Consider the following 20,522-nt stretch of genomic DNA (forward strand, 5'->3'; position numbering starts at 1 on the left):
AAGACGGGCGCCGAGGACAGAAGGGGACGAATGCATGGCCAGCCTGCGCACCAAGGGAAAATCGACCGTCGTCTGGATCCTGATGGGTCTGATGGTGCTGGGCCTCGGCGGCTTCGGGGTCACCAGCTTCTCGGGCGGGACCAGCGCCGTGGGGCAGGTGGGCGAGACGAAGGTCACCGCCGATGAATATGCCCGGGCCCTGCGCGGCCAGATGATGGACTACATGCGCCAGACCGGCCAGCCGCTGTCGATGGCCGAGGCGCAGGCGATGGGCCTGCCGCAGATGGTCCAGGCGCAGCTCTTCACCGGCGCCTCGCTCAGCGAGGAGGCCCGCCGCATCGGCGTCTCGGTCGGCGATGCGCGCGTTGCCCAGACAATCGCCGAGGCCGAGGCGTTCCGCGGCCCGAGCGGGCGCTTCGACCGCGCCGCCTATGGCGAGGTCCTGCGCCGCGAGCGCCTGTCCGAGGCCGATTTCGAGGCCAGCGTCCGCGACGACGAGGCGCGGCTGCTGCTGCAGCGCGCCGTCGCGGGCGGCGTCGCCGCGCCCGACCCGGTGGTGGACCAGACCGTCCGCTGGCTTCTGGAGACGCGCGATTTCAGCTGGCGCGAGCTGACCGAGGCCGATCTCGCCTCCTCCGTCACCGAGCCGGACGAGGCGACGCTGACGGCCTGGCATGCCGCCAATGGCGAGCGCTTCACCGCCCCCGAGCTGCGCCGGATCACCTATGCCTGGGTCACGCCCGAGATGCTGGCCCCCGAGGTCGCGCTGGACGAAGAGGCCCTGCGCGCCGCCTACGACCAGAACATCGCCGAGTTCCAGCAGCCCGAGCGGCGGCTGGTCGGCCGGCTGGTCTTTGCCTCGGCCGAGGAAGCCGAGGCCGCCCGCGCCGCCATCGAGGCGGGCGAGCAGCCCTTCGAGGCCTTCGTGCTGCAGCGCGGGCTGACGCTGGACGACATCGACCTCGGCGCGGTCAGCCAGGCGCAGCTGGGCGCGGCGGGCGAGGCCGTCTTCGCGCTGGAGCAGCCGGGCGTCGTCGGCCCGCTGCAGACGGACCTGGGTCCCGCGCTCTTCTCGGTGAACGCAATCCTCGATCCGGTGGACATTCCCTTCGAAACCGCGCGCGAGGATCTTCGCGCCGAAGCCGCGCTGAGCCGCGCCGCCCGCGTGATCCAAGACCGCGCGGCCGAGTTCGAGGACCTGCTGGCCGGCGGCGCCAGCCTCGAGGATCTCGCGGCCGAGACCGAGATGGAGCTGGGCCAGATCGACTGGCGCGCCGACCTGGAGGCGCCCGAGGGCAGCATCGCCGGCTACGAGGCCTTCCGCGAGCGGGCGCAGGATGTCGCCCCCACGGACTTCCCCGAACTGGTGGAGCTGGTCGATGGCGGCGTCTTCGCGCTGCGCCTCGACGAGGTGGTGCCGCCCGCGCTGATCCCCTTCGCCGAGGTGCGGGACGAGGTGCTGGCCGACTGGCGCCGCGCCGAGGTGCAGCGGCAGCTTCTGGAACTGGCCGATGCCGAGCGGCTGGCGGCGGTGGCCAGCGCGGTGCCGGCCACGGCCGACGCCGCGACGGCGGGCGTCAGCGCGCTGGTCGCCAACCCCGCACCGCCGGATGCCGCGGCAGCGCCGCCGGCCGAGGCCGCGGCCATGCAGGACGCCGGCCCGCAGACCGGCGCCGCGCCGGACGCAGGTCCCGACGCCGCAGAGGCCGAGGCGCCGGCAGGCCCGGCCTGGACCTCCGAGACTGATGTGACGCGCAACGGCTGGCTGCAGACCCTGCCGCAGCAGGTGCTCGAGACGGTCTTCACGCTTTCCGAGCCCGACGAGGTCGAGGTGGTCGAGGCCGAGGGCCGGGTGCTGCTGGTGCGGCTCGACGCGGTGCAGGATGCCGATCTTGGCGGAGAGGACGCGGCCCGCATCCGCGACGCCGTGGCGGCCCGGATCGGGCAGTCGCTTCAGGGCGACGTCTTCGACTACTATGCCCGCCACCTGCAGCGCGAGAACCGGATCGAGGTCAACCAGTCCGTCATCAACGCCGTCAACACGCAGGTCCAGTGATGCAGCTGGCGCCCGATTTCGACGCCTTCCAGCGCGCGTGGCAGGCCGGCCGCAACCAGCTGGTGACGATCCGGCTGGCGGCCGATCTGGACACGCCGGTCAGCCTGATGCTGAAGCTGGCCGAGGCCGCGCCGCACAGCTTCATGCTGGAATCCGTGACCGGGGGCGAGCTGCGCGGCCGCTATTCCATCGTCGGGATGAAGCCGGACCTGATCTGGCAGTGCCGCGACGGGCGCGCCAGCATCAACCGCGAGGCGCGCTTCTCGACCGACTTCCAGCCGGTGGAGGACGGGCCGCTCGACAGCCTGCGCAGCCTCATCGCCGAGAGCCGGATCGAGCCGATGCCCGAGGGCGTGCCGCCTGTCGCGGCCGGCCTCTTCGGCTATCTCGGCTATGACATGATCCGCCTGGTCGAGCATCTGCCGGACGTGAACCCGGACCCGCTGAACCTGCCCGACGCCATCCTCATGCGCCCGACCGTGGTCGCCGTGCTGGACGGGGTGAAGGGCGAGGTGACGCTCTGCGCGCCCGCCTGGCACGACGGCAGCGACAACGCCCGCGCCGCCTATGCCCGCGCGGCCGAGCGGGTGATGGAGGCGCTGCGTTCGCTGGACCGCCAGCCCTCCGAGCCGCGTGCCCTGGGCGAGGCGGCCGAGATCGGCACCCCGGTGTCGAACTTCGCCAAGGAGGACTACCTGGGCGCGGTCGAGAAGGCCAAGGACTACATCCGCGCGGGCGACATCTTCCAGGTCGTCCCGAGCCAGCGCTGGCGCATGGACTTCCCGCTGCCGCCCTTCGCGCTCTATCGCAGCCTGCGGCGCACCAACCCCTCGCCCTTCATGTTCTACCTGAACATGGGCGGCTTCCAGATCGTCGGCGCCTCGCCCGAGATCCTCGTGCGGCTGCGCGACAGCGAGGTGACGATCCGCCCCATCGCCGGCACCCGCCCGCGCGGGCGCGACGAGGCCGAGGACAAGGCGCTGGAGGCGGACCTGCTGTCCGACCAGAAGGAGCTGGCCGAGCACCTGATGCTTCTGGACCTCGGCCGCAACGACGTGGGCCGCGTGGCGCGCCCCGGCACCGTCCGCCCGACTGAGCAGTTCGTGATCGAGCGCTACAGCCACGTCATGCACATCGTCTCGAACGTGGTGGGCGAGCTGCGCGGCGGCGAGGACGCGCTGTCCGCGCTTCTGGCCGGACTGCCGGCGGGCACCGTGTCCGGCGCGCCCAAGGTCCGCGCGATGGAGATCATCGACGAGCTGGAGCCGGAAAAGCGCGGCGTCTATGGCGGCGCGGTGGGCTATTTCGCGGCCAATGGCGAGATGGACATGTGCATCGCGCTCAGGACCGGGGTGGTCAAGGACGGCGCGCTCTACATCCAGGCGGGCGGTGGGGTCGTCTATGACAGCGACCCCGAGGCCGAGTTCCAGGAGACGGTAAACAAGTCCCGCGCCCTGCAACGCGCCGCCGAGGATGCCGCCCGCTTCGTGCGGGGCGACAACCGCTGATCCCGCCGGCCCGCCCGAGGGGGCTGGCGCAGCGGGGCAAAACCTAGTCTGCTTGTCTGATGACCGGGGCGTCTCCGGGTGATCGGGAGGGGGCAGATGGCGGATGACATGGCGGGGCAGGTGGGGGACGCGGAGCAGCTGCGCGCGCGCCTCGGCCCGGACCTCGTGCTGACGGGCGAGGCCGTCCTGCCCTATTGCCGCGACTGGCATGGCGACGTGCAGGGGCAGGCGCTGGCGGTGCTGCGCCCGCGCAGCACGTCCGAGGCGCAGGACTGCATGCGCGCGGCCGCCGCGCTGAAGCTGCGCGTGGTGCCGCAGGGCGGCAATACCGGCCTCGTGCTGGGCGCGCTGCCCGAGGATGGCGCGGCCGAGGTCGTCATCAGCCTCGAGCGGATGACCCGCATCCGGTCGCTGGACGCGGACAACTTCTCTGCCGTGGTCGAGGCGGGCGCGGTGCTGGAGCAGGTCATGGCCGCCGCCGAGGCCGAGGGGCTGTTCTTCCCGCTGACGCTCGGTGCGCAGGGCAGCTGCCGGATCGGCGGCAACGTGTCGACCAACGCGGGCGGCGTGAACGTCCTGCGCTACGGCATGACGCGCGAGCTGGTCCTGGGGCTGGAGGTCGTGCTGCCGGACGGGCAGCTCTTCGAGGGGCTGTCGCTTCTCCGCAAGGACAATCGCGGCATCGACCTCAAGCAGCTGTTCATCGGCGCTGAGGGGACCCTGGGCCTGGTCACCGCCGTCGCGCTGAAGCTGCTGCCGCGCCCCGAGCAGGTGGCGACGGCCCTTGTCGCGCTGGACGGGCTGGAGGAGGTGATCGCGCTCTACCGGCAGGCGCGGCGCGACTGCTGCGACCTGATGTCGGCCTTCGAGTTCATGCCGCCGCTGGCCATCGAACTGGCGTGCGAGGCGATGCCGGACCTGCGCCCGCCCTTAGACGCCGCGCATCCGGCCTATGCGCTGATCGAGATCTCGGGCTCGGGGCTGGTCGACATCGACGACCTGATGACGCGCTTTCTCGAGGGGGCGCTGATGTCGGGCCTGGCGCGGGACGGCGTCGTCGCGCAGTCGCGGGCGCAGGCCGCGGGCCTCTGGGCGATCCGCGAGGGGATGAACCTCGGGCAGGCGATGCGGGGGCGGCACCTGCGCACCGATGTCTCGGTCCCGCTGTCGCGCCTCGCCACCTTCGTGGCCGAGGCCGAGGCGGCGGTCGCGGCCGAACTGCCGGGCTGCACCTGCGTCTCCTACGGCCATGTCGGGGACGGCAACGTCCATCTGAACGTGCTGCCAGACTATGGACTCGGGCCGGACATGATCGTGCCGCAAATCCTGAAGGCCAAGAAGATCGTGAACGAGGTCCTCGACCGCCATGCGGGCTCGATCAGCGCCGAGCACGGGATCGGCCGGCTGAAGAAGCCCGAGTTCGAGGCGCGGCTGCCGCCGGTCCAGCGCGAGCTGCTGACCCGGATCAAGACGGCGCTTGACCCGGCGGGGATGATGAACCCGGGCTGCCAGATGGATCACCCGGCGGAAGCCGCCCACCACGCGCCCCTTGCCGAAAATTAGATGGACAGGCCATTGCGGCGCGCCCTAGGGTCCAGTCATCGGGTTGTCTGACAGCAGACGGCGCGTGACGGGGAGGGGATCATGACGATGGCGGCGCCTTTGCGGTGCGGTGGCGGCTGAGATGCGGCAGGCCGCCCGACTGTTCTTCGGCTTTCTCGACATCCTGCTGGCGCTGCTGCTGGCGGCGATGGCCGTCATGGTCTTCGTCAACGTCGTCATGCGCTACACGATGAACTCGGGCCTTCCCGTCTCGGACGAGCTGTCGCGCTTCGCCTTCGTCTGGCTGACCTTCATCGGCGCCGTCGTCGCCTATCACCACCGCCAGCACATGGGGATGGAGACCGTCGTCGCGCAGTTCGGCCGCCGCGGGCGGCTGGTGCTGATGGGGATCTCGGACCTCCTGATCCTGGGCTGCGCGGGGGTGCTGACGCATGGCACCTGGAAGCAGCTGCCGATCAACGCCAGCATGAGCGCGCCGGTCACCGGCCTCTCGATGGCCTGGGTCTACGGCATCGGCCTCTTCACCGGCCTCGGCATCATCCTCATCACGCTGGAGCGGCTGGCGCGTCTGGCGACCGGCCGCATCACCGAGGACGAGCTGCGCGGCTTCGGCGGCGAGATGACCGAGCATCCGCAGCCCGCATCCGCCCCGCGCCCGCAGGACCGCGGCGAATGACGCTCTTGGTCTTCATCGTCTCGCTGCTGGGCGCGATGGCGCTTGGCGTGCCGGTCGCCTTCGCGCTGATCGTCTGCGGCGTCGTGCTGATGACCTTCATGGGCATGTTCAACACGCAGATCATCGCGCAGAACATGCTGATCGGCGCGGACACCTTTACGCTGCTGGCGATCCCCTTCTTCATCCTGGCCGGAGAGCTGATGAACGCGGGCGGCCTGTCGAAGCGCATCATCGAGTTCGCCATCACCTGCGTCGGCCATATCCGGGGCGGGCTGGGCCTCGTCGCGATCATCGCGGCGGTCATCATGGCCTCTATCTCGGGCTCGGCGGCGGCGGACACGGCGGCGCTGGCGGCGATCCTGATCCCGATGATGGCGCGGGCGGGCTACAACGTGCCGCGCTCGGCCGGGCTGATCGCGGCGGGCGGCGTCATCGCGCCGGTCATCCCGCCCTCGATGGCCTTCATCATCTTCGGCGTCGCGGCGAACGTCTCGATCTCGAAGCTGTTCATGGCGGGGATCGTGCCGGGCATCCTGATGGGCGTCGCGCTGATCATCACCTGGCTGATCGTGGCCCGCAACGACCGGGTCGAGACGCTGCCGCGCGCCAGCTGGGCGGACCGGGGCCGCGCCTCGGGGCGGGCGGTCTGGGCGCTCGGGATGCCGGTCATCATCCTCGGGGGCATCAAGCTGGGCGTGGTGACTCCGACCGAGGCGGCCGTCATCGCGGCCTTCTACGCGCTCTTCGTGGGCATGGTGATCTACCGCGAGCTGAAGCTGCGCGACCTGCCGGGCGTGCTGATCTCGGCCGGGCGGACGACGGCGGCGATCATGTTCCTCGTCTGCGCGGCGCTGGTCTCGGCCTGGCTGATCACAGCGGCGAACATCCCGGCCGAGATCGCCGGCTACATCGCCCCGCTGATCGAGAACCCGCGGCTTCTGATGCTGGCGATCATGGCGCTGATCCTGGTCGTCGGCACCGCGCTGGACCTGACGCCGACGATCCTGATCCTGACGCCGGTGCTGATGCCGATCATCGCCAAGGCGGGGATCGACCCGGTCTATTTCGGCGTGATGTTCATCATGAACTGCTGCATCGGCCTGCTGACCCCGCCGGTCGGGGTGGTGCTGAACGTCGTCAGCGGCGTCGGCCGCGTGCCCCTGGGCAAGGTCATCCGCGGCGTCTGGCCGTTCCTCATCGCGCAGATCCTGGTGATCCTGCTGCTGGTCGCGTTCCCGGCCATCGTGATCGTGCCGGCCAACTGGTTCTACTGAAACAAAGACAATGGGAGGAAAGACAATGAAACATGCGATCCTGAAGGCCGCCCTGTGCCTGACCACCAGCCTCGCCGTCGCGGCCCCCGCACTGGCGCAGTTCCAGGAGCGGACGTTCCGCGTCTCGAACGGCATCAACGAGGATCACCCGGTCGCCACCGGCATGGAGGCGATGCAGGCCTGCCTCGACGAGGCGACGGGCGGCATGATGAAGATGCAGGGCTTCTGGGGCGGCGCGCTCGGCGGCGACCTGCAGGCGACGCAAGCCCTGCGCAGCGGGCTGCAGGAGGCGGTCGTCACCTCGTCCTCGCCGCTGGTGGGCATGGTCCCCGCGCTCGGCGTCTTCGATCTGCCTTTCCTCTTCCGCACGCCCGAAGAGGCCTATGCGATCATGGACGGCGAGTTCGGCGAGATGCTGAACCAGAAGCTGGACGAGGTCGGGCTGGTAAACCTGGCCTATTGGGAGAACGGCTTCCGCAACATGTCGAACTCGCAGCGGCCGATCACCAACTGGGAGGATTTCCAGGGGATGAAGGTTCGCGTGATGCAGAACAACATCTTCCTCGACACCTTCTCGAACTTCGGCGCCAACGCGACGCCGATGGCCTTCGGCGAGGTTTTCTCGGCCCTCGAGACGCGGGCGATCGATGCGCAGGAGAACCCCTACGTGACCATCGACACCTCGAAGTTCTACGAGGTGCAGTCTTATATCAGCGAGACCAAGCACGCCTACACGCCGTTCCTGTTCCTCTTCTCGAAGGCGATCTTCAACAGCTACTCGCCCGAGGAACAGCAGGCCCTGCGCGACTGCGCCGTCGTCGGCCGCGACGTCGAGCGCACGGCGATCCAGGACCTGAACCAGCAGTCGCTGGCGAAGATGCAGGAGGCAGGCCTCCAGTTCAACACCATCTCGCCCGAGGACCAGGAGGAGATGCTGGAGAAGTCGCAGGTCATCTACGAAAAGCACAAGGAGACGATCGGCGCGGATGTCGTCGACCAGGTCCAGCAGGCGCTGGCCGAGCTGCGCGGCAACTGAGCCCGCGCCTGACCTGACCGCCGGCGCCCGTCCCGGGCGCCGGCCTTGCATGTGGGGATCATGGGGATGACGGCCAACCGGGCAGGTGCGCTGCTGATGCTGCTGGGCATGGCGGCCTTCGCGATGAACGACGCGATGGGCAAGTGGCTGGTCGCCGATTACGGCGTCGCGCAGGTGATCCTGCTGCGCTCGCTGGCGGCGGGGGCGGTGATGCTGCCCTTCGTGCTGCGCGGTGGCGGGGCGCTGCGCCGCCTGGCCTCGGCCCCGCGGCCCGGCCTTCAGGCCCTGCGCGCCGCCTGCGCCACGATCGAGGTCTTCTGCTTCTACCTCGCCGTGTCCTACATGCCGCTGGCCGACGTCATGGCCTTCTGGATGGCCGCCCCGATCTACGTCGTCGCGATCTCGCCCCTGATCCTGAACGAGCGCGTCGGCGCTCGCACCTGGAGCGCGGTCGGCGTCGGCTTTCTGGGCGTCATGATCCTGCTCGCGCCCGCCTTGCAGCTTTCGGGCCTCGGCGTCCTCTTCGCGGTGCTCGGCACGGCGGCCTTCGCGGCGATCATGATCCTCGGCCGCTCGCTGCGCGAGACGCCGGACCGCGACCTGGTGATCTTCCAACTGGCCGCCGCCTTGGCCGCCGGGCTGCTGCTGGCGCCGCTCGACTGGCAGCCGCTGCGGGGGGCGGGCGATCTGGGGCTTCTGTTCCTGCTGGGCCTCGTCGCGACGGCCGCGCACATGCTGGTGACGCGGGCGCTTAAGCTGGCCGATGCCTCGGTCGTGGCACCGCTGCAATACTCGCTGCTTGTCTGGGGCGCGCTCTTCGGCTTCTTCGTCTTCGGCGACGTTCCCGCCGGAGAGATGGTGATCGGCGCGGCGCTGATCGTCGGCTCGGGGCTGATCATCCTGCGCCGCCCCGCGCCCGCCGAGGCGCCCGCACCCGCACTGGCAGAGGCCGGAGAATAGCCGCCCCGGCCTTGGAGGCCGCAGGGCGTGCGACTAGATCCAAGAAGAAGAAACGAAAGCGAGGCTGGCAATGGACTTCATGGCACGCGCGACGGCGCTTGTGGGCGGGACGATGGTGATGATGCGGCGCCCCTTCGCCGCGCGGAACCCGGCGGTGGGCGGCTCGCCCACGATCCCGCAGGCGAAGAAGCAGGGGATCATGACCCTGAAGATGCCGACCGCCAAGGGCTGGGAGGGCGATCACGTCCCAAGCGCGGCACCGGGCCTTCGCGTGAACGCCTTCGCCCGGGGCCTCGATCATCCGCGCTGGATCGAGGTGCTGCCGAACGGCGATGTGCTCGTGGCCGAGTCCAAGGAGCAGCCGAACCCGCCCCGCAGCCTGATGGACCATGCCATGCAGGCGACCATGCGCCGCGCCAAGGCCATCGGCGACAGCGCGAACCGCATCTCCCTGTGGCGCGGCACGGACGGCGACGGCGTCGCCGAGGAGCGCCATGTCTTCGCCGAGAACCAGAACCAGCCCTTTGGCATGGCGCTGGTGGACGGCACCTTCTACGTCGGCAACACCGACGGCATATTCTCCTTCCCCTATCAGGAGGGCGCGACGCGGCTGACAGGCGAGGGCAAGCGCCTCACCACGTTCAAGCCGCGTGGCCACTGGACGCGCAGCCTGCTGGCCTCGCCCGACGGAAGCAGGATCTATGCCGGCGTCGGCTCGCTGAGCAACATCGCCGACTTCGGCATGGAGGTCGAGGAAGGCCGCGCCTGCATCTGGGAGCTGGACGTGGCGTCGGGCGAGGCGCGCATTTTTGCCTCGGGCCTTCGCAACGCCGTCGGCATGGCGTGGGAGCCGCAGACGGGCGCGCTGTGGACGGTGGTGAACGAGCGGGACGGGCTGGGCGACGAGACGCCGCCGGACTACCTGACCTCGGTCCAGGACGGCGGCTTTTACGGCTGGCCCTATTGCTACTGGGACCGGATCGTGGACGACCGCGTGCCGCAGGACGCCGCGCTCGTCGCCCGCGCGATCACGCCCGACTTCGCGCTTGGCGGGCACACGGCCTCGCTCGGCCTCTGCTGGATGCCCGAGGGCACGCTGCCGGGGTTCGGTGCGGGCATGGTGATCGGGCAACACGGCTCGTGGAACCGCTCGACGCTCAGCGGCTACCGGGTGATCTTCGTGCCCTTCGCGGACGGCAAGCCCTCGGGTCCGGCGCGCGACATCCTGTGGGGGTTCCTGTCCGAGGACGAGAAATGGGCCTATGGCCGGCCGGTCGGCGTCACGATCGGTGCGGACAAGCGTTCGCTTCTGGTGGCGGACGATGTCGGCGACGTGATCTGGCGGGTGACGGGTTCCGGCGCGTGATGGCCCCTGGATCTGCACTGGTCGGGGCGAGAGGATTCGAACCTCCGACCTACGGTACCCAAAACCGATCAGCATGCTTGAAAATATGAAGAAGTATCGTCAACGTGGAAAGTCTCGGACCGCTGCTAATCAATGCGTTAGATCAACTTCGTAAACTGCGGCGCTGGTGCCGTTTGCACGGACAACAACGGTTTTCGAGAAGGTCATCCACCGGATAAGTGACGCCTAGCATGCAAAACGACGAGCAGAACACGGACCTCTTCAAGCACATGAACGAGCTGAACGTGAGTATCGGCCAGGCCTTCCTTAAGAGCGCGATATTGATAAACGGGGGTGCAGCAGTTGCTGTTCTTGGCTTCGTTGCTTCGATAGCACGCGCCGACTCTACTTACTCAGCGATGCTGATAGGTGTCGCTGATGCGATCATGTTTTTCGCTTGGGGCGTGATGGCGTCTTTGGCCGGTATTGGCTCATCTTACCTGATGGGTTCAGCTGCGCTGAATGTCCTGCAGTCGCAGTCTGCCCGTTGGCAAGCAATTTCCCGGAGATTGAACGACTTCTTCCACGTCTTGGCCGTTGCGGCCGCCTTTTCTGCCGCTCTCTCCTTTCTACTCGGGGCACTGGCGGTGCGTGACGCAGTTTTGGCGGGCCACGCATAAGTGGCGAGTTGCCTCTGTTTCGACTACCGATCGTCTGGCCAACCGTGAGGCTCGTGCCCCCAATCGGCTGTCGCCAGCTCCCGCACCTTCTCCAGCGCTTCTTCCAGCGATGATGCCAGCCCGCTATGGGCTGGCATCGTGATGACAGACCACTCCCATATCCCTGCGCCAGACGTGCTCAGCCGCAGATCGTCGTAGTAGACGCGTCCGACCATCAGGCCGTCCCGAAGAACCACCCAGTCCTCGAGATCAGGGTCGAAGGTGCGCTTGCGGGTCCAGCTCGTCATGGTGCCAAGGAACATGGCTGCGCGCCTACATCCAGTTCAAGCACCTAATGAGGAAGAGCGCGGGCACTTTTGTCACCAACTTGGCGGAAGCGGCCAACTTCAATGTCCCGCGCTCGGGAACCGACCTGCGACCTCATCTTTGCTGAGAGAGACCACGGGACGCTACCGGAAAGCGATACAACCTCAGGTTAAGTTGCTCCCGTTTTCAGTCAAGCTGTTGCTTTAGATATGGTAGCGCCCGCAGTTTTGCGTGTCTCCCGGCCCTGTATTCCCATAGGCCGGGAGCTTGCGAGAGGCTACCTAGCGGCCGATGGCCCGAGACAGCTCGCGCGTCAGCTTGTCGCCTGCCTCCTGCAGCTTCGCCTCAGCCATACGCTCCAGGAAGCTACCGCTCGGCTGTAGGAAGCCGATGGCATCCGGTACAGACTCGCGGGCATGCGTCACAGTTAGCTCGACCGCGGTAGCGCCTGTGAGCTGCCGGGCGATAGCCAGCTTGGCGCCGGTCATCAGCGCCGAGTGGAGGGCTTCGCGGTGCCGGGCCTCAACATCGATCCCGAACTTGCGCTTGGCCGCGGTCGCGGCCCAGGCCAATAGCGCTGCGAGGATGATGCCGAGAAGATCAAGCAGCGCCGGCAACGCGTTTTCGATGAGAGTTTCCATGCGGTCAGGCTCCTTCTAGCCAGAGGGGGACGTTGAAGCCGGGGCAAGCCTTGGCAGCGTATTCGTTGTGGCCGCTGACTTTCCGGATGCGGGTGCGCGAGCTGATCGCGTCGATCATCTGGCGCAGGGTGACGTCCTGATGACGGGTGTAGTGCTGGGAAAAGTGGCCGTTCTCGCTCGATCCATGGCCGCCCAGAAGGCAGATCCCGAGCGTGCCACGGTTCTTGACCGCGCCGGCATGGGCGCCGATCTCGGTTTCCTTGCGGCCGGCCAGCACCTTTCCGTCTCGATCAATGATCCAGTGATAGCCGATGTCGCGCCAGTAGAGCGGCGCCGAGGTGTGCCAGCGCCGGATCTCGGCCAGCTTTTCGCCGATCGGCCGGCGGGCCATCCAGTCCGGCCGCGTGGCAGCGCAATGCACGATGATCTCGCGCACCGGGTGGCGGGCGCTGCCCTGGTGGATGATCGCGCCGGTCGGCCTGGACGGGGGCGGCGGTGCCACGGGCGCGGGCGCAGCCTTACCGCCGGCCGCCATCCAGCGCTCGGCCGCCTCACGGGTGTTGCGGCCGAAGAGGCCGTCAATCGGGCCGGGCTCATGGCCAAGCGCGTTCAGCCCGGTCTGGATCGACCGGATGGGTTCGCGGGTCATGCTATCCTCCATGAAAAAGCCCCGCTCGATGGCGGGGCGTGTGTGTCATTCTAGCTACACGTTCTGCGAGAACATGTTATGGGCGAACTAATAGGATTCGACCGCCGAGCTGCCGAGCCTCTAGCTTGCAGTTTATGAAGACGATCGCGGCACGAGCAGTTTCTCTGATCGGCAAGTCGCGGAGCACTGGGACCGTGCCAACTTGGCGGTCGGAAGTCGAGCGATCCGGCATGCTCGCATTCAGCCTACATTAGGCGGATGTTTTGGCCTTCGAGTGCCGGCCTCCGGAAACGCAACTCCGGAGGCCGGCAGCTTTCCAATCCTAGCTTCCCCAGCCCTAAACAAGATGGCTCAGAATAGTGCTGTCGGCCCCTGTTCGCGTCAACGACGAAGCTCTAGCAGAGCCAGCGACGATCAACAGGCCGCATGCGGTCCGAGACGGATCTGGATCGAACGACTCCGCTATGCGGCATCGATAGTTGAGCCGACCTATCTATACCGGCAGGTTTACACTCTTGAAGTGTCGGGGCACTGACAGTGCAACTAGTGCAACTAGTGCAACTAGTGCAACTAGTGCAAGTGTAAGCGGGTGTTGTGGCGTGGCGAAAGACGAAGAGATTTATGTTCAGGTCTCAAGAGACTTTGAAGCAGGCAGGATTAATAAGGACCTACAGACAAAGGCGCTTATCTTATCCCGCGGTGACGAGAAAGCCGCGAAGTATGAGTACATCCGGCTTCGTGTCGAACAGATAAAGTCGGACAATCTTCGCAATCTTCCATTCAAAGCAGCTTCTAAAGCGGCGGGCGTTATACAGCAGGCTCGCGACGAGCGAGCTTCTGCAAAAAGAGCAAAGCTAGAGGCAAAACAAGCCGAGGCTGCAGCGCGGCGACGTAAAGCCGAATTGCGCCGTTCCCAACATGAGCCGAATGTCCTGAAGACCTTCCTCTTCCTGATGTTCTTCGCTCTCTTGCTCTGGGGCGGCCACGCGCTACTAACCGGTCGATAGCGCTTGTTCCGCCTTCGCCAGCCACGAGCCGAAGTGCCCAAGGTAACTGTGCCTGCCGCTGTTTACCGGCGTTCGCGCAGCGCCAAGTGTGGGCAGGGCATCACCTGGTTTAGCGGCCGCGTATCCAGATTGGTTTATGGTGGCCGTGGCGTTGTTGGATAACAATGTCAGCTATGCTTCTGATTCAGCTTGCGGAGCTCCTTCAGCACGTAGAACGTTAGATCCTCGGGCGATGGCGACTGACCTATGTCGGCTTCAGCCGGTCGATCGCGTCAGGCACTGAGCCGCGGACATGGCTCAGGATCAGCTCGCTTGCCGCCGGCCCGGTCAGCTGCCGGTTCACCACTCGGCGCCGCCGGACATCAGCGCCGAGTGCATCTCATCGCGGTGCCAGGCTTCGAACTCAATCACGATGCGCCTGGTAAAACGCGCGCTGGCTCACGCCAGGAAATGCATGAGCCTGCCTGCCGTGCACAATCGTATCGAGTGCCTCCCGTAGAAAGGCGTTTTTCATGCCGGGTTCAGTTGCGACGGAGGGCATCGATGCCGGCGTGGGCTGCACCGACTGCTCGGGGGCATGACTGCCGCGTTTGCGGCTGCGGCCTCGGCCCGCCCGGTTCAGGTCACCGCTCGTATGACCCGCCCCTGTCCCACCAAGGCCAGCATCAGGCCTGCGATGGCGCTGGCGACCACGACGGCCACCAAGGCCTCAATCCCGGACAGGCCGAGGTTGTAGGGCAGCACCATTGCGTGGATGTGGATAAAATAGATGAACGCCGCCACGCTGGCGATGTTCTTGCCATGTCCGATGCCATCACGGCGCAGCGCCGCCAGGAACAGGATAGGCGCGGCCACCCACAGCGACACCAGGTGGTCGATGCCCCCTTCACTGCCCGAAATGCGGAACCACAGCAGCGATTCGATCGCCACCGCCGTCAGGGCCATGACGACCAGCGCCCAGGACGGCTTCCACTCCGCCAGCCGGTGGCTGTTGGATGACAGAAGATAACCTAACGCGAAGTAGGGAAAGATGAAGAACGGCCCGCTGCGGTAATAGTCGATCGATATTCCAGACCGCCCGGTTAGCACCAGGAACTGCATGGCCACCCCGGTCAGCGCCGCAGCGACGGCCAGTGCTCCGATAACGCGCAGGCTGGTCCTCAGACGCACCAGGCCCCAGACAGCCACGGTCGAGATAATGAGCGCCGGCATGTACCATAGGTGGAAAAAGCCGACCATCGCCATCCAGGCTGCGTCATTCAGAGTTTTCAGTTGCCCCAAGTAATTGGGCAGGTAAAGGATCATCCAAACTGCATAGAGGGTGCAGAGGCGGGCGATATAAGCCCGCACGTGCCCCTCCCTGACCGCCTTCAAAAAGAAGTACCCCGAGATTAGCGCGAAGATCGGGACAGCGAACCGGAACAGTCCATTGACCGTCATCTGCCTAAGCATGGATGGCTCAGGACCGACATGAACTGTGTGGATCGCGACGACGCAAATAGACAGGATCAGGCGCAACAGATCAATGGCGCTGCTGCGCAGTGCAGGTGAACTCATAACAAGACAACATCCAAAAACAAGACCGGCCTGCCCGGTCGACGCGGCGGGAGAAGACGATACTTACTAATGCCACTATGCCCCGTGGGAACTATCAGATCAAGCGCCGCCGCACCGGATTCGACCGCGGTGAAGATGTTTATTGTGATTGTTTTAAGCTGAGAATACTTAGGCGTATAGGCCAGTGCCTCTCTCATGGAAATGCGACACCTTTTGACGCTGGCGTCTGCACGGCTTAACCGCGCGGAACGTTGCGCCGTCTTGGTAGGATCAGACAGCGAAATGCGAGACTTTTAGATTAGGGTTCATGTGTGCCTTCCCCGCGTTGCGGGGCCAGCATGCAATTTGCCCTTGTGCCGACGACGGCCAGAAGCTCCAGGAGCTGCGGCATGATCACGTCGAGGAAGCCAGTGGCGCCAGCCTTCTGAGCCAGTGCTGGCAGCGCCAGCAGGATCATCAGCGGGGCGCTGAGCGCCTCCCGGAACAGGCGCGCAAGCGAGAGAGGACGCCCGAGGCAGCGTACGGCAAAGGTGCTGGAAGCGGCCATGGCCGCTAGGAAGAGGATCGTGGTGAGCATGGCTTATCGTTTTAGCCAGAGGGGAACGTTGAAGCCGGGGCAGGCCTTCGCGGCATATTCGTTGTGGCCGCTGACGCGCTGAATCTGCGTTCGCAGACCGATCGAGGCGATCATCTGGCGCAGCACGCGGTCCTGCTCCGGTGTGAAGTGGTCGAGGAAGCGGTCGGTCTCGGCTGAGCCGTGACCGCCCAGCAGGCAGATGCCGATGGTGCCGCTGTTCTTGCCGAGAGTGTGGGAGCCGATCACCGTTTCGGCGCGGCCGCGGGCGGTGCTGCCGTCGCGGTCGATGATGTGGTGATAGCCGATGTCGTTCCAGCCGTTGGCGAGGTGCCAGCGCCGGATCTCTGCCACCTTCTCGGACAGCGCCCGCCCCGCCATCCAGTCGGCGCGGGTGGCGGCGCAATGCACGATGATCTCGCGCACCGGATAGCGGGCCGCGCCCTGATAGATCATCGCGCCCGTGGGCTTGGACGGCGGCGGCGGGGCAACCGGCGCCATCGCCGCCTTTCCGCCCGCGGCGAGCCAGGCGCGGCCGGCGGCCAGGGTGTCAGGGCCGACCAGGCCATCGGCGCCGGCGCGGCCGACATCATAGCCAAGCGCGGCAAGGCCGGTCTGGATCAAGCGGGTGGGCTCTCGGGTCATGTCTCTCTCCATGAAAAAGCCCGCGCGGCGGCGGGCGGGCACGGCAGGGAAAGGCGGCGACGTCAGCCGTCCGGCGGATCGGTCAGGTTCGAGCAAAAGGGCCCCAGATAGCGCTGGCGGCCGCTGTCGCTCTGCACCGCGAAATTTGAGCAGACCTTGAAGGGATAGGCCGGAGCCGCGCAGCTGGTGAAGGCGCGGATGTCCCAAAAGCGGTTTCGCTCGCCGCGCCAGGTGTTGTGATGCTCGGTCGAGCAAACCACGGCGCCGTCCTCGCGCTCGATCGTGTTGGCGCGCACGCCCGAAACCGGGCGGCGCGTTTGCGTCACGTCCTGCACCAACACGACGCCTTGAGAGTTGGTGACCACCGCGAGGTGATTGGCGATGGAGGGCTCTCCCCGCGCCCAGTCAAAGCCCTGCGGCCCGAAGACGATGGCCGCGAACAAGAGCAGCAGCAGCGAGCCGGGGCTGAATTGCCGGCGCAGCGCCTGCGAGACATTCGTGCACTTACCCATTTCCACCGCCTCCTAGCTTGCGGCTGATGATGTCTTTCAAGATCTCGCGGTCAGCGACGATCGAGCGGGTCAGGTCCAGGACCAGATAGCCCACCGACGACACCAGGATCACCGCCACAGGTTCGGTCACCCCGGCGAACTCGGCCGCCCAGGAACCGGCGCTGTAGGCCAGAAGCCCGGACACCGCGGCCTCGGCGATCCGACCCGAGCGGGCCAGCGGGCTCTTGTGGTAGACATAGATCATCCCGGCGGCGATCCCGGCCCAGACCTCGGTCGATCGCGCCGAGGCCGCAGCGTGCCACCACATCAGCGGATCGTCCGGCATGGCGGCCCCCTTTGCTTGTCTTGTTCCATTGATTGAAGGCGGGGCGCGCTGCCCCCCGGGCAAAGGGCAACCGCCCGCCACCACAGGCTCGGATCGTCGGGCATGCGGTCTCCATTTGCAGTCTGTCGTGCGCGGCCTCGGCTCGACGAGTGACGACTACAGGTTGTATTTTTCCGCCAGCAGCGCGGCGAGTGCCCTGGCCTGCGCCAGTGTCAGGCTTCCGGCACCATGACGCAGCTCCGCAATCTTCGCCTTTAGTCCGGCGCCACCCGAGAGGTCTCCGTTCGGCGTTGAGCCGATCTGAAGGTTCGAGGCCACCGGACGCGCGAGGGCGCCTTCGACGAAGGCATCGCCAAAGACGATACGTGCCCGGTTGTCGCTGCCCCAGGACACGATCAGCGGTTGCCACGTGGTCAGGGGCGATGCCAGTGACAAGGTGACGTTGTCGCTAAGCGTCCCGCCAAAGATGCGCACACTCGGGGTGGACCCGATTAGCGAAAGGGCGATGGACATTCCAGCGGACCCATCGACACGCGCAATGAACCGCTGCACGGTCTGCGCGGCCCATTCATCCATCTTGATCATGGCAGCGATGTAGAAGCCGCCATCGAAACTCACGGCGGCCCCGTTCTTGATGCTGGCCGTGCCGTCTAACTCCAAACAAGGCAACCCGCCGGGCCCCCCGGTCCTGCGCAGCATCGGCAGGTTGCCATTGCTGGCGGCTCGGGTGTCAAAGGTGCGCGCCGCAACGGGGCCGCTGCCCCGCGCCAGAACGGCGGGCACCCGGGCGCCATCGGCCACATCCTGAATGCGGGCGGCGTCAAGAATGACCGCCTCGCCCCGGTCGTAGATGTTGGGCGTCAGCGCGGTGGGGTTGGTGATAATGCCGCGCGAGGCGATCACAGTGGCGGTCATGTCAGGCGTCCTTGTACCAGTGAAGGGATTTCAGCGCGGACTCGATGACGTGTTTGACCAGGAGCTGGTTGGCAAACTCGGACATGTGTCCGGTGTCTCGGGCGAAGGAGGGCGGAATGTTCCCCAGTTCGGCCATGGCGACATCCTCGGGGGTCGGCGCACCGAAGCCGGGACTGTCCGCATTGGCGTCCGCCCAGATCTGCGCGCCGCAGAGATAGGCTTGGTTGCGGATTACCAGGTCGCCATAGCGGCGGTGGATGTGTTCATTCACCGTCCGCAACAGAGCGTGCCGAGGATTTGACGCTATCCAAGGCGTGTCTCCGTAGTTGTCGAGGATCAGGAAGCGCTTGTTTGCCGCGGTCAACCCGTCGCAGATCGCGTCAATGTTGCTGATGATCGTGGCGGCCGGCACCTGCCCGCTAATGTCGTTCTTTCCCGTGTTGAGGATCAGCACGCCGCCCAGCAGGGGATCAAGCCCGGTCGGGATGAACGGCGTGTCCGCCGCGACCGCCACCTCGCTGCCCGAGCTGGCACGCTGGAAATTGAGGCTTCCGCCGGACAGACGCAGGGTGCCAGGCACCCCGCCCCAGGTCCCGGCATAGGCCAGCAGGGAGTTGGCCGCCATGTTCGAGGCGGTGACGTTGACGCTGCCACTGGCCGGGATAACGCCGATTGCACTGGTCAACAGCGCAGGCTTTACCCCCCACCGCGCCGCGTGATTGTCGGACCGCTCGCCCCCCGCGCCACGGTTGTTGTAACTGACCCCACGGCCGTCCTGCGTCACCAGCCGGTCAAACAGTCCCGCCAGGTGCGGGGCCAGAAAGGCGATCGTGCTGGAGCCGAGGCCTGTGACCACGCGGGTATCGGCCTCTACCGGACGATAAACGCCGTTGTGCAGGTGATAGGCCGGCGCCGCAGAGGCCGCCGAACCCGCCGACACACCCAGCCTTTCGGCCAACTGCTCGACCGCCCAGTCCGGCCATTGGCCGTCCGACAGGCGCACCGTGCCCCAAAGCAGATCGCCATTGGTGGCGCGCAACTCCAGCAGGTTCTGCGAGGTGCTGTCGAGGGTCGGAAGCTGGCGTTCCTCGGCCATGCGCGCGTAGATGCCCGCCATGGTCAGGTCGTCAAACAGGCCGTCGCTGTCGCGCAAGCCGAACGCGAGCCGGGTGCCCGCGGCATCCGTGGCGAAGAGAAGCACGCCCTCGACTCCGGCTTGGCGCAGCATTGCACTGCGGGTCTGCACTTCATTCAGCAGTGCGGACGCCGCCGGAAACCGCGCCACCTCCGTCTGCGTGCTGGCGCTGTCCCGGCGGTAGCGGATGATCGCATCGCCCGACACGACCATGAACTGCGCGCCGTCAGCAACCGCCGCGCGGCCCGTGGCGATGTCGGGGTAGATGTCGGCGTTGACGGCCGCTCCATCCCGGGCCAGAAAGGCTTGGTCACGCGCCGCCTCCGCCGCTTGCCGATCGGCCGTCACTTGGTCCGCATTGACCACCATCTGCTCGGCACGGGCCGCCGCCGACATAGCCCCCGCCGCGGCTGCCAGTGCCTGAACAAGCGCATCCGGCACATTTGGAACCTGCGCCGGAACGGTAAGCAACTCCGCCAGATTGACGGCCGAGCTGCCCGAGATCGCGATCGTCCCGAGGCGCCCCGTGAGGGGCTTTCCCATCCCGGGGCTCCAGTACGCATAGCCGACATCGTAAACCGTCCCGCGGTCAGTGCTGGCGGTGCGCAGAAGCTGCACCGAGATTGCACTATTTGCCACCACCGCCTCGACGGCACCAGGCGTGGCAATGGTGTCCGCGTTCTTGTCCCACTCGCGCAGGGTGAAGATGATCTTGGCCCCGTCGGGCATGGGCGAGCCGTCAGGCAACGCAATGCTGCCGGTCACTGTGGTGCGGAGAAACGCCATAAAGGGGCCTCGTGATGCTTAGGTAATGGAGCCGGCGGTCAGGTGGAACTGCACGCCCTGAAGGTTGTCTCCCGAGGCGCGGAACCGCACCCCGGCATAGGTCTCGCCGTCCATGATCCAGCCGGAGAGCACCGCAGCTGCCGGCGCGCCCTCGCTCTGGAAAAGCGAGATCTGGACTGCGGGCATGTCGCCAAACGGCCGATCGAAGATCCACTCTTCGGCCTCAAGCGGCAGAACGGCGCGCTGAACGCGCGGCGCCAACTCGTCCGCCTCGGCATAGGAGCGCAGCACCTGCATCACCGCGGCCATGTCGGCGCCAACGGGCTCGCCATCTGCGATCCGGTCATCGATCAGCTGCATCAGGCTTTTGCG

At 66.7% G+C, this 20,522-nt stretch carries 21 protein-coding genes; 10 read left to right on the forward strand and 11 right to left on the reverse strand.

The window, feature by feature from the left end; genetic code table 11:
- Nucleotides 1-34: 34 nt before the first annotated feature.
- The 9 genes from BLP73_RS10255 to BLP73_RS10295 all read left to right on the forward strand — a co-directional run bounded on the left by BLP73_RS10255 (nucleotide 35) and on the right by BLP73_RS10295 (nucleotide 11,098).
- A complete protein-coding gene (locus BLP73_RS10255; RefSeq protein WP_245686623.1) occupies nucleotides 35-2,056 on the forward strand; it encodes a SurA N-terminal domain-containing protein in 2,022 nt (673 codons plus the stop codon).
- Nucleotides 2,056-3,564, forward strand: coding sequence for an anthranilate synthase component I (gene trpE / locus BLP73_RS10260; protein WP_090743578.1), 1,509 nt, complete (start codon nucleotides 2,056-2,058; stop codon nucleotides 3,562-3,564). The genes BLP73_RS10255 and trpE overlap by 1 nt, the downstream gene beginning before the upstream one ends.
- A gap of 96 nt (nucleotides 3,565-3,660) precedes the next feature.
- Nucleotides 3,661-5,127 carry an FAD-binding oxidoreductase gene (locus BLP73_RS10265; protein WP_090743581.1) on the forward strand — a complete coding sequence of 489 codons (1,467 nt, stop codon included), beginning with the start codon at nucleotides 3,661-3,663 and terminating at the stop codon, nucleotides 5,125-5,127.
- A gap of 109 nt (nucleotides 5,128-5,236) precedes the next feature.
- The gene (locus BLP73_RS10270; protein WP_217630663.1) at nucleotides 5,237-5,803 is read left to right on the forward strand and encodes a TRAP transporter small permease; all 567 of its coding nucleotides are present in this window, start codon (nucleotides 5,237-5,239) and stop codon (nucleotides 5,801-5,803) included.
- Complete coding sequence (locus tag BLP73_RS10275; protein WP_090743584.1) at nucleotides 5,800-7,077, forward strand: TRAP transporter large permease; 1,278 nt, start codon at nucleotides 5,800-5,802, stop codon at nucleotides 7,075-7,077. Before BLP73_RS10270 ends, BLP73_RS10275 begins: the two co-directional genes overlap by 4 nt.
- 25 nt (nucleotides 7,078-7,102) lie before the next feature.
- Nucleotides 7,103-8,113 carry a DctP family TRAP transporter solute-binding subunit gene (locus BLP73_RS10280; RefSeq protein WP_090743587.1) on the forward strand — a complete coding sequence of 337 codons (1,011 nt, stop codon included), beginning with the start codon at nucleotides 7,103-7,105 and terminating at the stop codon, nucleotides 8,111-8,113.
- A gap of 66 nt (nucleotides 8,114-8,179) precedes the next feature.
- Nucleotides 8,180-9,073: a DMT family transporter gene (locus tag BLP73_RS10285; protein WP_217630664.1), complete on the forward strand. Its 894-nt coding sequence runs from the start codon at nucleotides 8,180-8,182 to the stop codon at nucleotides 9,071-9,073.
- A gap of 70 nt (nucleotides 9,074-9,143) precedes the next feature.
- Nucleotides 9,144-10,439, forward strand: a complete 1,296-nt coding sequence (locus BLP73_RS10290) for a PQQ-dependent sugar dehydrogenase (RefSeq protein WP_090743592.1) — start codon at nucleotides 9,144-9,146, stop codon at nucleotides 10,437-10,439.
- Between the two features lie 230 nt (nucleotides 10,440-10,669).
- A complete protein-coding gene (locus BLP73_RS10295) occupies nucleotides 10,670-11,098 on the forward strand; it encodes a hypothetical protein (RefSeq protein WP_090743595.1) in 429 nt (142 codons plus the stop codon).
- Between the two features lie 23 nt (nucleotides 11,099-11,121).
- Here BLP73_RS10295 and BLP73_RS10300 read toward each other — a convergent pair whose 3' ends face one another.
- From BLP73_RS10300 to BLP73_RS10310, 3 genes are all read right to left on the reverse strand, one after another.
- A complete protein-coding gene (locus BLP73_RS10300) occupies nucleotides 11,122-11,400 on the reverse strand; it encodes a hypothetical protein (RefSeq protein ID WP_090743597.1) in 279 nt (92 codons plus the stop codon).
- A 285-nt stretch (nucleotides 11,401-11,685) separates the two neighbouring features.
- Entirely contained in the window at nucleotides 11,686-12,045 is a 360-nt protein-coding gene (locus tag BLP73_RS10305) for a hypothetical protein (protein ID WP_090743600.1), read from the reverse strand.
- Between the two features lie 4 nt (nucleotides 12,046-12,049).
- A complete protein-coding gene (locus BLP73_RS10310) occupies nucleotides 12,050-12,694 on the reverse strand; it encodes a peptidoglycan recognition protein family protein (RefSeq protein ID WP_175453310.1) in 645 nt (214 codons plus the stop codon).
- Between the two features lie 599 nt (nucleotides 12,695-13,293).
- On the opposite strand from BLP73_RS10310, the gene BLP73_RS19020 reads away from it, so the two are divergent.
- A complete protein-coding gene (locus BLP73_RS19020) occupies nucleotides 13,294-13,701 on the forward strand; it encodes a hypothetical protein (RefSeq protein ID WP_139165935.1) in 408 nt (135 codons plus the stop codon).
- A 618-nt stretch (nucleotides 13,702-14,319) separates the two neighbouring features.
- Here BLP73_RS19020 and BLP73_RS10315 read toward each other — a convergent pair.
- The 8 genes from BLP73_RS10315 to BLP73_RS10350 all read right to left on the reverse strand — a co-directional run bounded on the left by BLP73_RS10315 (nucleotide 14,320) and on the right by BLP73_RS10350 (nucleotide 20,510).
- On the reverse strand, nucleotides 14,320-15,219 hold the full coding sequence (locus tag BLP73_RS10315; protein ID WP_175453311.1) for an acyltransferase family protein: 900 nt from the start codon (nucleotides 15,217-15,219) through the stop codon (nucleotides 14,320-14,322).
- Nucleotides 15,220-15,556: 337 nt separating this feature from the next.
- Nucleotides 15,557-15,835 (reverse strand): hypothetical protein, encoded by a 279-nt coding sequence (locus BLP73_RS10320; protein ID WP_090743609.1) that lies wholly within the window; start codon nucleotides 15,833-15,835, stop codon nucleotides 15,557-15,559.
- Between the two features lie 3 nt (nucleotides 15,836-15,838).
- Complete coding sequence (locus BLP73_RS10325; RefSeq protein ID WP_139165936.1) at nucleotides 15,839-16,456, reverse strand: N-acetylmuramoyl-L-alanine amidase; 618 nt, start codon at nucleotides 16,454-16,456, stop codon at nucleotides 15,839-15,841.
- 83 nt (nucleotides 16,457-16,539) lie between these two features.
- Nucleotides 16,540-16,989, reverse strand: coding sequence for a hypothetical protein (locus BLP73_RS10330; RefSeq protein ID WP_090743615.1), 450 nt, complete (start codon nucleotides 16,987-16,989; stop codon nucleotides 16,540-16,542).
- Complete coding sequence (locus tag BLP73_RS10335; RefSeq protein WP_090743618.1) at nucleotides 16,982-17,314, reverse strand: phage holin family protein; 333 nt, start codon at nucleotides 17,312-17,314, stop codon at nucleotides 16,982-16,984. The genes BLP73_RS10330 and BLP73_RS10335 overlap by 8 nt, the downstream gene beginning before the upstream one ends.
- 156 nt (nucleotides 17,315-17,470) lie before the next feature.
- Nucleotides 17,471-18,229: a hypothetical protein gene (locus BLP73_RS10340; RefSeq protein WP_090743621.1), complete on the reverse strand. Its 759-nt coding sequence runs from the start codon at nucleotides 18,227-18,229 to the stop codon at nucleotides 17,471-17,473.
- A 1-nt stretch (nucleotide 18,230) separates the two neighbouring features.
- Nucleotides 18,231-20,150 carry a hypothetical protein gene (locus BLP73_RS10345; protein WP_139165937.1) on the reverse strand — a complete coding sequence of 640 codons (1,920 nt, stop codon included), beginning with the start codon at nucleotides 20,148-20,150 and terminating at the stop codon, nucleotides 18,231-18,233.
- Between the two features lie 18 nt (nucleotides 20,151-20,168).
- Nucleotides 20,169-20,510: a hypothetical protein gene (locus tag BLP73_RS10350; RefSeq protein WP_217630665.1), complete on the reverse strand. Its 342-nt coding sequence runs from the start codon at nucleotides 20,508-20,510 to the stop codon at nucleotides 20,169-20,171.
- Nucleotides 20,511-20,522: the final 12 nt, after the last annotated feature.

The organism is Paracoccus tibetensis, assembly GCF_900102505.1.
Lineage (GTDB): Bacteria > Pseudomonadota > Alphaproteobacteria > Rhodobacterales > Rhodobacteraceae > Paracoccus > Paracoccus tibetensis.